This is a genomic window from Abyssibacter profundi (genome assembly GCF_003151135.1).
GTDB classification, from domain to species: Bacteria; Pseudomonadota; Gammaproteobacteria; order Nevskiales; family OUC007; genus Abyssibacter; species Abyssibacter profundi.
The window spans coordinates 121,899-134,261 of sequence record NZ_QEQK01000004.1 but is presented as its reverse complement, the minus strand read 5'-3'; the positions used below and the strand labels follow the sequence as shown (position 1 = coordinate 134,261).

The window sequence follows — 12,363 nt, the reverse complement described above, 5'->3', positions numbered from 1 at the left end:
GCGGGGCGGTTAGTCCGGCCACACACGCTCCGGCGCGCCCTTGTCGACCATGGCCTGCACCCGGCTGGCGTGCTCGGCACGCTCGGCGTCCGAGGCGCGAATCACCCTGGGCCGGCCCGTCAGCGGCTGGAACAACCGAACGACTTCCCTGGGCTGGCCATCGTCTTCTTCAGCCGCCAGCTCGATGGTCTGCTGACCACCGGTCATGGCCAGGTACACCTCGGCCAGCAGCTGCGCATCCAGTAGCGCGCCGTGCAAATCACGACCCGAGTTATCCACGTCGTAGCGCTTACACAGCGCGTCCAGCGAATTGCGCTGCCCCGGGTGCATCTCCCGCGCCATCGTCAGGGTATCGGTGATGGTGCACCACTCGGCCAGCGGTGGCGGGGGCGTTTCGAGCTTGGCGAACTCGTGATCAAGAAAGCCGACATCGAACGCGGCATTGTGGATGATCAGCTCGGCACCTCGAAGATACTCGACGAACTCCTCGGCCACATCGGCAAAGCGGGGTTTTTCCGCCAGCATTTCGTTGGTGATGCCGTGCACCGCGATCGCCCCTTCGTCAATCAGTCGATCGGGTTGCAAGTAATGCCAGAAATTATTGCCGGTGGCACGCCGGCTGCGCAGCTCGACACAGCCGATTTCGATGATTCGATGGTCGTCACGGGTTTCGAGACCCGTGGTTTCGGTATCCAGCACGATTTGTCTCATCGGCTCACCTCTGCGGCCAGGGCATCCATGGCCTCGTTGGCCAGGCGGTCCGCGGCTTCGTTCCCAGGATGCCCGGCGTGTCCCTTGACCCAATGCCAGTCGACGTCATGACGCGCCGCAGCGGCATCCAGCCGCTGCCACAGGTCGGCATTCTTGACCGGCTTGCCGGCAGCGGTCTTCCAACCACGCCGCTTCCAGTTGGCCAGCCATTCATTCATCCCCTTCTGCACATAGGTTGAATCCGTGTACAAATCGACACTGCACTGTCGGGACAGCGATTCCAGCGCCTGGATGGCCGCCATGAGTTCCATCTGGTTATTGGTGGTGGCCGCTTGGTGACCGGACAACTCGCGCCGGTGTTCGCCATATTCCAGCACCACGCCCCAGCCACCCGGGCCGGGGTTCCCGCGGCACCCACCATCGGTGAATGCCCGAACGCGTTGAGTCATGAGTTGGTCTCGTACAGTGTTTATGCGTCGTCGGTCCGGCGCCGCGCGGCAGCCGCTTCAAAACTCACCCGCACCCCGTCCAGTGCAGGCGCAACGCCACGGCGCGTCTGCCGCCATTGTTGCTGCACCGGTGTCATCGGAATCCTGCGCTTGCGGGCAACGATCAGGTAACTATCAGCCGCAAGATTCAACCAGTAACGCAGGCGCCGGCCCTCTCCTCGTGCAGTGGGCCGCAGCCACGGCAAGCCGGCCCCGAAAAGATGAATATCCAGCACATCGAAATCCAGCAGGTGCAACCAATCGCAAACGCGATGGCGGCTAAGAAACCGACCATCCAACGGGAGCGCAGGGGTTGCACCCACCCGGTGGCGAAGTCCCCACCAGGAGAACGGGTTAAATCCCAGAATCAGCAGATGCCCACGCGAGCTCAACACCCGATCGGCCTCGCGCAGCAATCGATGCGGCGAGGTCGCGTACTCAAGGCTGTGTGGCAGCAAGATCACATCCGCTACGCCCTTGGGCAACGGCAACGCGCCGGACCGGGTCACCGCACCCTCGCCGGGCACGCCGGCGGTGCCCAGCACCGCCTTGAACGGCATCGGTGCCGACTCGATCAGGGTTTCGCCCTGTCCCCAGCTGCCGATCTGGATGATGGAACGACCAAACAACCCCGGCAGGACTGTCTGTAGCCGGGCCTGCTCCAGCAGATCCTGGCTGCGTCCGCGTGTGGTCGCGCGCCACCGTCGCAGATCGTCCAGTCGAACTTCTTGCCGTTGCATCGGGTCCATGCGTCTTAGGATAACCAACCGGCCCTCGCTTGTGCGTGACCACCCGGTACACGACAATCAACGCGCCATCGGGGAATTCATAACACTGTGAAAGTACGACATCTTCTTGCCGCGGCCGTGCTGTGCTGTGCCGCACCTGCATTTGCGACCGATTTTTGGACCAGCCTGGCCGAGGATTACGCCATCGGGCAGCAAGACCATGAGGATGTGCGCTACTGGTCGGATGATTTCGCATCGCGACCACATGAAATTCGCACCCTTGTCGGGAGAGCCGAACCGTATCTCGCCGTGATTGCCGCGCAGCTACGCGCCGCTGAACTTCCGGCAGAACTGATCTGTATCCCATTTCTCGAAAGCGGGTTTGACCCCAATGCCTTTAGCTCCGGCACGGCGGCCGGGCTTTGGCAGTTCATGCCACAAACCGCCGATCGCTTCGGTTTGCAGCGAACCTGGTGGTACGACGGCCGTCGCGACATCATCGCGTCTACCGAGGCCGCAGTTCGCTATCTGACCTACCTGCATGACCTCTTCGACGACTGGCTGTTGTCTCTGGCGGCCTACAACGCGGGGGAAGGCCGGGTACGTCGGGCCATCGCACGCAATCGCAAACTCGGACGACCCACAGATTTTTGGTCACTGGACCTGCCCAGCCAGACCCGCGCCTACGTGCCCAGGGTGCTGGGGCTCGCTGAGGTCTTCGCGCACCCCGAGCAGTTCGACCTCCGCCTTCCGCCGGTCAGCCGACAGCCGCAGACGATTGCCGTGTCGCTGCCCGGCCAGCTTGGCCTGCCGCAGGCGGCGAAACTGGCGGGGATGTCGCTGGAGGCCATTCGACGGCTCAACCCGGCGTTCAACTCATTCGCCACCGACCCGGCCGGGCCACATCGCCTGCTCTTGCCCGCCGATAAAGCCGGTGACTTCGCGCTCGCACTCCAGTCCCTACCCGCTTCGCAGCGGGTCACCTGGACCCGACACCGGGTTCAGGCCGGCGACACCTTGAGTGAACTCGCCGAAGACTTCGACACCACGGTTGGCGTCATCCGCTCGATCAACGCGCTAGAGGGCCACCGCATTCGGATCGGCCAGGTCTTGATGATTCCTGGCGGGGCCAAACAGGCCGTGGCCGGGTTGCCAGCCGGTCAGCGCAGCAGTGGCGCCCGGTTCTACAAGGTCCGCGCGGGCGACTCGCTCTGGTCCATCGCTCGCAAGCACGACATCCACGTGGCCGACCTGACACGATGGAACCGACTGTCCAGTCGCACGGTGATCCGTCCGGGGCAGACGCTGGTGGTGACCTCACCATCACGCACCGAACGAACGGTTTATTACACCGTTCGTTCCGGGGACTCGCTAGGCAGCATCGCCAAGCGCTACCGTGTACGAACTAGCGACATCGTCGCCATCAACAAACTCAGCTCGCCGGACCGCCTCAAACCGGGACAGCGCCTGAAGATTCGCGTCGATGTCGCCGATCATTCGGGCGTTTAAGCCCAGCTGACCACGCATCATTCAATCGACCGCGAATTCAAGGACACTTGTTGCTAGAATGCCGACGACGCCCCGCCCGCTGCGTTTCCGACAGTCTGGGCCCCGCCTCCAACGACGGCTGGAGAATCTCTTGAACCGTACCAAGACGCTGCTCTGCCTGGCGCTGGTCAGCTTGTCTGCCCTCCCGTTGGGCACTGTCCAAGCTATCGACCAGGAGACAGCTGACCAGCAATTGCAGCAGTTGCGCGGCCTCGATGATCAGGTTCGTGCCATCAAGCGCGACGCCCTTGATCTCGCCGTCGACCTTGAAGTGCTCGAACGCGATGTACTGTATCCCGATGGCAACATGGTCAGCGCCTACCTGTCGGTTGATCTCAAAGCCTTTGTGGTCGAAACCGCGCGGCTGCTGGTCAATGGCGAGCAAACCACCGTCGTCGAGTACCCGTTCAATGATGCGGTGTCGTTGACCCGCGACGCCGCGCACGAAATGGCCCGCCTGGATCTTGGGCGTGGCACGCACACGATTACGCTCGAAGTCTCGGGCCGCTACGCCGAAGACGCAGAGAATGCACCGCCTGTCAGGCGTTCGGATTCCTATCAGGTCTACCTAAACGGTCAGCCCAAAGCCGTTGAATTCGTGCTGGAGTGGACGGGTCGGCGGCGTGAGCCACGGCTATCACCCCGCGAGTGGGCCTCCACGGGCGTGCTGGCCAGCGACTCAGGCGAAGACCAGACCCTGCCACTCCCGCTACAGGCGCGGGCCACGCGCTATCTGCGGGAAACTGACCGGCTGTTCACGGCCCTGGCCAAATTGCGCGTTTGGTCGCGGCAGCATGCGGTCGGCGCCCTGGAGGATCCCGATCTGTTGTTGGCCGAGGGTCGAACCCTGGTCGATTTCGGGCTGCCCGCCGAGGCCGAGCAACGGCTACAGCGCGTCCGTGGCGGTGAGGGCACCGCCCAGCAGCGCAACGAAGCGGTGCTGCGCTTGGCCGAGCTGGCCTACACGCGCGGCCACTACAACGCCCTGCTGACGGCGCTGGCTCGTGACCTGGTGTCGCCCGTGGATGAAGACACGGAGCGCAAGGCACATGACCTTAAGGCACGCGCGTTCATGCGACTGGGTGACTTCGAGTCGGCGCTGGCCGAGTTTCAGGACGCCCAATCCTTCGGCGATCTGCCGCCCTACATGGCGTACAACCACGCCATCACCCTGATGCGAACCGGCGCCATCAACGAGGGCATCATCGCCCTACGACGTGTCGGGCGCATCGACATCCCCACATTTGAACTGGCAGCGTTGCGGGACAAGGCCAACCTTACGCTGGGCTATCAACTCCTGAAGCAAGAGCAGTATGAGGATGCGCGCGATGCGTTCCGCCGCATCCGACTGGAAGGCGAATACGCGAACAAGGGCCTGCTGGGGTACGGCTGGTCGTTGTACTTCGGAACCGCCGAGCTGGGGCAAGACGATGTTCCGACAGCCTATTCCTCGCTGTCCCTGTTGATGCGACCCGGTCGAGGCAACGCCAGTTTGTTCGAGAAACTGGGCATTGGCCTCACCGACGAACAGCGCAGTAACCGGGAGACCGCCAAGCGTCTGGAGCGGGCGCTGGTGCCCTGGTCGGAACTGCTGGCCCGAGACCCGATGGATCCGGCCGTCCAGGAAGCCTTTGTTGCCGTTCCCCAGGCGCTGGGATCACTGGGCGCGCATCGGCAGTCGCTGCAGTACTACCTACGCGCCGCCGAGTTGTTGGAAGAAACGCGCCTGCGTCTCGATAAGGCCGAAGACGCCATCTACAGCGGTCGGATGGTGGAAACCCTGATCGCAAGAGACCTGGACTCCGAGGCGGGTTGGACCTGGGAGGTCCGCGACCTGCCCAATGCGCCGGAGACGTATTACCTCTACCCGCTCATCGCCAGCACCCAGTTCCAGGAAGCCCTGAAGAACTACCGCGACCTGCGGTTCCTGGCCCGACGTACCGAAGGTTGGCTGCGGGCGATCTCTGCGTACGGCAGCCGTCTCGCCGAAGGTGCTCGCCCGGCAGATCCGGACCAGACCGTCGCCCGTGCCCGGGCACACACCCGCCTGTTTGGCGACGGCGTGCGGCCGGAACTGCGCCTGGAAGAAGGCATCGGTCGTCCATCGACGCCCAGCGAAACCCCACTGGCCGATGCCCAGCCGCCTGAGCTGGATCTGGCGCTGGCCGAGCCGCCCCCCGCCTTGGCGCAAACACGGCATCTGCGGTCTCCAGCACAGCAAATGCAGTCTGCCCGTCCCAGAATCTTTGAACTCAGCGACCGGATCGAAACCGCCTTAATCGCTCAGCGCGATCTGCTGGAAACCATGGCGCTGAACGAACTCAAGGGTCAGCGACGTCAGGCCGAGGAGTTTCTGATTGAGGCGCGTTTTGCGATGGCACGCATCTTTGACCAGCAGGAGAATTAACCCCATGCGCGCGAGTCAAAGCCGTTTGCTGATACTGGCCTGCTCCAGCACCGTTCTGCTGAGCGCCTGCGCCTCCAAGATCGACCCAGGCCCGTCCATTAGCACCATCAGCCAGGACCGGCCCGACGAATCGAAGCTGAGCATTCGTCAATCCGAGCAGATCGAGGCCAATCAGGAACTGGCCATCGAAAACTATCGGAAGATTCTGGAACTGGCACCGGAAGGCGCCCGCCGCACGGAAGTCATGCGACGCCTGGCAGATCTCCAGATTCAGGTGGGCGAAGTCAATCCTCAGTTCGAACGCCAGCAAGAGCTTTATGGCGACGAGGAACGCATCGACTCGGTCAATCTTTACCGCGAGATCCTGGCCACCAATCCGGATGACCCCAACAACGACCGCGTGCTTTACCAGCTCGCTCGTGCCTACCAGAACCGTGGGCAGGAAGCTCGGGCCGTGGAAGTCTTATCTCGTCTGGCTCGGGAGTTTCCGGACTCGCGCTATGCCAGCGATGGAAAATTCCGCGAGGCCGAACTGTTGTTCCGCTTGCGGCGCTACCGCCAGGCGGAGGCCGCTTACCGAGAAGTCGTTGAATTCGGTCCTGATGGCCAGTTCTTCGAGCAAAGCCAGTACAAACTTGGCTGGTCGATCTTCAAGCAATCGCGTTACGCCGAAGCGGTTGAGGCATTCATGCCCATCCTCGAGCGAGAACTCGCCCCAGGACAGGCGCCCATTGTCGAAAGCCAGGCCGTGGCCGGCGTTCGCGAAAAACGCCGTGAACTGGTTCAGGACGTCCTGCGCGTCGTCAGCCTGAGCTTTGCCTATAGTGACGGTGGCGCCTCGCTCAAACAGTTCCTCAACGAACAAGGGGGCACCCGCTACGAGGAACTGCTGTTCGCCGACCTGGGCGAGCTCTACCTGGAGCAGGAGCGCTACACGGATGCAGCCGCTGCGTTCAAGGCTTATGTGGACTATGAGCCCTTCACACTGGATGCACCGACCTTTCAGTTGAAATCCATCGATGCCCTCCAAGTCGGCGGGTTCATCGATCTCGCCATGGGCGCCAAGGAAGACTACGTCCAGATTTACGATCCAGAGGCGGAATACTGGACCCAGCGCGGCCTGGCCGAAGCCCCGTTCGTGGTCGAGGCGCTCAAGGAAAACCTCAACGACGTGGCTCGCTACTACCATGCGCGCGCCCAGCGCGATGGCGCCAGCGACCAGGCACGGCAGATCGCCTTTGAGCAGGCCGGTCGCTACTACCGCCGCTTCATCGAGATCTTCCCCGATGACCCGGCCGCACCGGAAATGCACACCCTGCTGGCCGATACCCTCTACGATCGCGGGCGTTATCAGGCCGCCGCTGACGAGTACACCAACGCTGCCTACAACTACCCGCCCCACCCTCGCGCGGCCGACGCTGGCTATGGCGCCGTCGACAGCTATCACAAGTGGGCCGAGGCCCAGCCGACCGAAGCACGTGCAGAGGCCATACTCGTCGCGGTGGACGCTGCCCGGCGCTTCGCAGACAACTTCTCCGAGCACCCAGAAGCCCCACGCGTGCTGACGCGCGCAGCCGAGGACCTCTACGACCTGGGCGAACTGGAGCCGGCTGCAGAGGTGGCCCAGCGAGTGGTCGATACCCAACCGCGTCCGGATGCCCGACTGCGCCGCAGCAGCTGGCAGGTACTCGGCTTGTCGCGATTCGATCAGCAGCGCTATCAGGATGCCGAAGCGGCCTTCAAGCAGGTCCTGCAGCTGACACCACCAGACGACACCGAGCGCCGGCAAACCACACGTGACCAGATCGCCTCTGCCATCTATCGCCAGGCCGAGGTCGCACGTGATCAGGGCCGGCCTGACGATGCGGTCGCACAGTTCCTGCGCATCGGCCAGGAAATGCCCGATTCGAGCATTCGCGCAACCGCCCAGTTCGATGCCGCTGCGGTGCTCATCGCGTCGGAACAATGGGACCGCGCTATCGAGGTGCTACAGGACTTCCGGTCGACCTTCCCGGCCGATCAACGCCAGCCTGACGTGACGCGCAAACTGGCCGCCGTCTATCTGTCATCCGACCAGCCGACACGGGCCGCAGCCGAGTTTGCCCGCATCGCCGGCGACAGCGCAGAACCGGAAGCGGCCAGGCAGCAGGCGGCATTACGCTCAGCCGAGTTGTACGACGAGAACGGTGCGCTCGCCGCAGCAGGCCAGGCATATTCGAGTTACCTGGCGGGCTTTGCCATCCCCTTCGAAGAGGCCATCGAGATACGGCAGCGTCTTATCGAGATCTATGACGAGATTGATCGCCCCAGCGAGGTCAACTTCTGGCGCAGAGAGCTGGTCCGGGCCAACGCGGCCGCCGGCAGCCAGCAAACAGACCGCAGTCGTTATCTCGCGGCGCAATCGTCTCTCGTGCTTGCGGAATCTGCGCTGCAGGAGTTCGAGTCGATCAAGCTGACGCTGCCGCTGCAGGCCAGCCTACAACGCAAGCGTGCCGCCATGGACAAGGCGCTGACGGCCTATCAGGACGCGGCGCAGTCCGGTGTGGCGGAGATCGCCACCGAGGCCACGCACCGGGTCGGGTCGATCTACCTGACGCTGAGCCGTGACCTGATGGCGTCACAGCGCCCGGCCGGGCTCTCGGCCCTGGAACTGGAGCAGTACGAGCTGCTGCTAGAGGAACAGGCTTTCCCGATCGAAGAACAGGCTATCGACGTCTTCGAGACCAATGTCGCTCGCATGGACCAGGGCGTCTACAACGTCTGGATTCAGCGGAGTATCGAAGCGCTGGCCGAAATTGTGCCGGCCCGCTACGCCAAGCAGGAAAACTATGAGCTTCCGATCAATGCGATTCGCTAATCTCGCCGCTACCTGTGTCGCGCTGGGCGTGCTTGCGGGTTGTGCCGGTGGTCCTGCGCCCCGCCCTGAGCCGGCGGAAGCGGCCATCCAGCTGCCCGCCGTGCCGCAGGTGGAAATACCGGATGCCGCGTTTAATGATTTTGCTGCGGCGATCAATGCCCTCAAACGGGGAAATGAGGCCGCCGCTGAATCAGCATTGCGCAATATGATTCGCAACTATCCGCAGATTGCCGGCCCGTATACCAACCTTGCCGGTTTGCTGGCCCGCAAGGGGGAGAACGACGAAGCGCTGACGCTCGTGCGCCAGGCAGTGGAACGAAACCCCCGTAGTGCCCCCGCCTACAACCTGCAGGGCCTGCTGGAGCGACGCGCCGGTCATTTCGATGCGGCGCGCGACGCGTATCGCAAGGCGCTGGTGGCGGATCCGGCATTCACGGATGCGCAACGTAATCTCGGCATTCTCTACGACTTGTACCTGCGCCAACCCCAGCAGGCCATCGGCGCATACAAGGCCTATCAGGCCATGCTCGACGAGCCCGATGAGCAGGTTGCGCTATGGATTGCCGACCTGGAGCGGAGGACCCGATGATCAGGTTGTTTCAAAACCTCGTGCGTGCCGGTCTGGCTCATGTAGTCTTAGGGCTGCTCGCATTGAGCGTGGCGTCAGCGCAGCCGGCCGAAGAGCCTATCGAGCTGGAAGGCGCCACGATTCGCGGCGAGCAGGAGTTGCCGATCGGCCTCTACATCACGCCGTGGCGCAATTCTCCTCCGGAGGAAGGTATCGACAAGCCAGCCAAGTTGCTGGAAGAGGCGTTAGTGCCTGTCGATCCACCGGCTTTTCGCCGCCAAATGCAGTACTGGCAGGCCCTGGAAACCGCCAGGCGCCCGCCCGAATTTTCGTCTGGACCATCAACGCAGTAATCGAGAGGCAATCGTATGGAGGTGTTCGGCACCATCGTCCGCTTTTTTCAGAACGGCGGACTGTTCATGTATCCCATCGTCATCATTCTCGCGATCGGGCTTTCCATCGCTATTGAACGCTACATCTACCTGACGCGCTCCGAGGCGGGTAATCGCAAGCTGTGGGAAAAACTGCAGCCCTTGCTGTCTAACGGGGACTATGCGGGCGCCTTCGAGGTGTCGAGCAAATCCGAAGCAGCCGTCGGCCAGGTGCTCGCCTACGGCATCAGCCGCATGCGGACCAGCAGCGACCGCCAGGACGTTGAAATGTCCATGGAAGAGAGCTTGCTGGAGGTCACCCCCCAGCTCGAGAAGCGCACGCACTACCTGGCCGTGTTGGCCAACGTCGCCACATTGCTGGGCCTGTTGGGAACCATCATCGGTCTGATCCAGGGCTTTACGGCCGTGGCCAACGTCAACCCGGCTGAGAAGGCCGACCTCCTGTCAGCCAGTATTTCCGTGGCCATGAACACCACAGCCTTCGGACTGATGGTCGCCATTCCACTGCTGCTTCTGCATGCCGTGCTACAGACGCGGACCACCGCCTTGGTGGATAGCATCGAAATGGCCAGTGTGAAGTTCCTGAACACCACGCGGACCACCGAAAACGCATGATCACCTCGCGACTACACCGGATGCGTCGGCGCGATCCGGCCGAAATGAACATCACGGCATTCATGAACCTGATGGTCATCCTCGTGCCGTTCCTGCTGATTACCGCGGTGTTTTCGCGTCTCGCGGTCATGCAGTTGGCATTACCCGCCCCTGACTCGGAGTCGCAGCCCGTCGAGAACGAGACCGATCGCCTCTCAGTGATCGTTCGAACGGATGCACTCCAGGTCGCAGTGAATGGCAGCGTTTTGCAATCGTTTGCCATAACCGACAGCGGGTTTGACCTGGCCGCCGTGAATAGTCTGATCGTGGAGATACGCGACCGAATCGATCCGGCCGTCACCAATGCCACGGTGCTGCTGGAACCGGACGTTGAATACGATCAGATGATTCAGGCCATGGATGCCGTACGGATGACGCTGCCCGATGAAAACACGCCATCGATGGCAGACCGCACCCCGCTCTTCCCTGATGTCGCGATCGGCGATGCACCGCCGCGCGCAAACGAGACCGACGGATGAAGGAATCCCGACGCGCCAAGCGCATGCGCGAGCGCAACGCGAAAAAAGGCCGGGTCGCTTCGATGAACATGATCTCGCTCATGGACATCTTCACGATTCTGGTGTTTTTCCTGCTCGTCAATTCTTCGGCCGTGGAAACACTGCCCAGCGCCAAGGAACTCAAACTCCCTGAAGCCTTTGAGGAAACAAAGGCCGGGGAAACCGTCAGCGTGATGATTACGCGGACCGATATCCTGGTGAATGGAAAGCGCGCCATGACGGTCGACGAAGCCCGTGAAGCGGAGACGCTGTCGGCCGTCACCGAGTTGCTTGCCGAAGTGCCTAAATCCCTGCTGGTCTATGAAGACGGTTCGGAATCGGAAGGCCGGGAAGATGTGACGATCCTGGCCGACGAGGGCACGCCCTACAAGGTCATCCGCAAGGTGATGCAGGCCTGTACCACCGCAGAATATGCGCGGATTTCCCTCGCCATTCTTCAGAAGACAGAAATCGAATCCGGATCGGACGCATGACCGCCAGCCACGCCCTTCAATCAGCCTGGACGTTGGGAGTCGATGATTCCGACCAGCGCTTCCGCCGTATCCTGGCGATTACGCTGACGTTGTTCCTGGTGCTGTCGCTGGCGATCCAGTTTGTTCGTATGGCCGGAGAGGAAGACGGCGCCGGCGACGAGCTCTCTGATCGGTATGCCCGTCTGCTGCTGCAGCGAGCCCCCCCGGGTCCCAAGGCGGAACAGCAAGCACCGGAGCCCGCCGCAGACAAAGAAGAGGCGGAAGAGCCCGAAGAAGCGCAACCCGAGCCGGAGCCGGAACCCGAGCAACCCACCCCGCGCGAGCAGCCCGAACCCGCGCCTCAGCAAGCCTCCCAGCAAACCCAGGTGGAACAGGCCAGACAACGGGCTGAGGCCAGCGGCATTGCACAGATTCGCGATGCCTTTGCCGACCTGCGCACGGAAGAATCAACAGCCGCGCTGACCAATCCACAAGCCCTGGTCACGGCGGCACCTTCCGCGTCCGGCGGCGCACGCCGATCAGGTTCAGCCAGTTCGGCATCCGACCTGCTGTCCAGTGCCAGCAGCGGCAGCTCAGGGATCGATACCAGCCAATTGGCGCGTGACAGCGGCGGCACCGGACTCGCCTCGCGTGAAACCACCCGGGTCAGCGGGCCTACAGCCGGCGGTGGTGGCGGTGGTGGGTCCCCTGCCCGCGGCTCGGGTGGCAGTGCACCAAGTGCAGGCCGGCCCATTGACGAAATTCAGCTCGTCTTCGATCGGACCAAAGGCGCGTTTTATTCAATCTACAACCGGGCCCGCCGACAAAACCCGACATTGTCAGGCAAGGTCGTGGTCCGTTTGACCATCGCGCCAAACGGTTCGGTTTCGTCGGTCGAGATCGTCGAATCCCAGCTCAATGATGCAGATGTGGAGGGCAAGATCCTCAATCGCATTCGCTTGATGAACTTCGGCGCCAAAGATGTGCCACCCATCACGCTGGATTATCCGCTGTTCTTTGAACCCGCCTAGACGGCTGAC

The 12,363-nt window shown here is 62.5% G+C and carries 12 protein-coding genes; 9 read left to right on the top strand and 3 right to left on the bottom strand.

The annotated features are described in order from the left end of the window. Positions 1-9 precede the first annotated feature (9 nt). The 3 genes from dnaQ to DEH80_RS05230 are packed head-to-tail and all read right to left on the bottom strand — an operon-like array spanning position 10 to position 1,939. Complete coding sequence (gene dnaQ / locus DEH80_RS05240) at positions 10-711, bottom strand: DNA polymerase III subunit epsilon (RefSeq protein ID WP_109719424.1); 702 nt, start codon at positions 709-711, stop codon at positions 10-12. Next, positions 708-1,160 (bottom strand): ribonuclease HI, encoded by a 453-nt coding sequence (gene rnhA / locus DEH80_RS05235; RefSeq protein ID WP_109719423.1) that lies wholly within the window; start codon positions 1,158-1,160, stop codon positions 708-710. Before rnhA ends, dnaQ begins: the two co-directional genes overlap by 4 nt. A gap of 20 nt (positions 1,161-1,180) precedes the next feature. After that, the gene (locus DEH80_RS05230) at positions 1,181-1,939 is read right to left on the bottom strand and encodes a methyltransferase domain-containing protein (protein WP_165831305.1); all 759 of its coding nucleotides are present in this window, start codon (positions 1,937-1,939) and stop codon (positions 1,181-1,183) included. 96 nt (positions 1,940-2,035) lie between these two features. On the opposite strand from DEH80_RS05230, the gene DEH80_RS05225 reads away from it, so the two are divergent. The 9 genes from DEH80_RS05225 to DEH80_RS05185 all read left to right on the top strand — a co-directional run bounded on the left by DEH80_RS05225 (position 2,036) and on the right by DEH80_RS05185 (position 12,354). Further along, on the top strand, positions 2,036-3,436 hold the full coding sequence (locus DEH80_RS05225) for a lytic transglycosylase (RefSeq protein ID WP_109719421.1): 1,401 nt from the start codon (positions 2,036-2,038) through the stop codon (positions 3,434-3,436). A 130-nt stretch (positions 3,437-3,566) separates the two neighbouring features. Beyond that, positions 3,567-5,882: a YfgM family protein gene (locus DEH80_RS05220; RefSeq protein WP_133249121.1), complete on the top strand. Its 2,316-nt coding sequence runs from the start codon at positions 3,567-3,569 to the stop codon at positions 5,880-5,882. A gap of 4 nt (positions 5,883-5,886) precedes the next feature. Further along, positions 5,887-8,739 carry a tetratricopeptide repeat protein gene (locus DEH80_RS05215; RefSeq protein WP_109719419.1) on the top strand — a complete coding sequence of 951 codons (2,853 nt, stop codon included), beginning with the start codon at positions 5,887-5,889 and terminating at the stop codon, positions 8,737-8,739. Then, positions 8,711-9,328: a tetratricopeptide repeat protein gene (locus tag DEH80_RS05210; RefSeq protein ID WP_165831304.1), complete on the top strand. Its 618-nt coding sequence runs from the start codon at positions 8,711-8,713 to the stop codon at positions 9,326-9,328. Before DEH80_RS05215 ends, DEH80_RS05210 begins: the two co-directional genes overlap by 29 nt. Further along, positions 9,325-9,660, top strand: a complete 336-nt coding sequence (locus tag DEH80_RS05205) for a hypothetical protein (RefSeq protein WP_109719417.1) — start codon at positions 9,325-9,327, stop codon at positions 9,658-9,660. The genes DEH80_RS05210 and DEH80_RS05205 overlap by 4 nt, the downstream gene beginning before the upstream one ends. Positions 9,661-9,675: 15 nt before the next feature. Then, complete coding sequence (locus tag DEH80_RS05200) at positions 9,676-10,314, top strand: MotA/TolQ/ExbB proton channel family protein (protein WP_109719416.1); 639 nt, start codon at positions 9,676-9,678, stop codon at positions 10,312-10,314. After that, complete coding sequence (locus DEH80_RS05195; protein WP_109719415.1) at positions 10,311-10,832, top strand: ExbD/TolR family protein; 522 nt, start codon at positions 10,311-10,313, stop codon at positions 10,830-10,832. Before DEH80_RS05200 ends, DEH80_RS05195 begins: the two co-directional genes overlap by 4 nt. A gap of 23 nt (positions 10,833-10,855) precedes the next feature. Further along, positions 10,856-11,344 carry an ExbD/TolR family protein gene (locus DEH80_RS05190; RefSeq protein ID WP_165831302.1) on the top strand — a complete coding sequence of 163 codons (489 nt, stop codon included), beginning with the start codon at positions 10,856-10,858 and terminating at the stop codon, positions 11,342-11,344. Next, the gene (locus tag DEH80_RS05185) at positions 11,341-12,354 is read left to right on the top strand and encodes an AgmX/PglI C-terminal domain-containing protein (RefSeq protein ID WP_109719413.1); all 1,014 of its coding nucleotides are present in this window, start codon (positions 11,341-11,343) and stop codon (positions 12,352-12,354) included. The genes DEH80_RS05190 and DEH80_RS05185 overlap by 4 nt, the downstream gene beginning before the upstream one ends. The last annotated feature ends 9 nt before the right edge of the window (positions 12,355-12,363 follow it).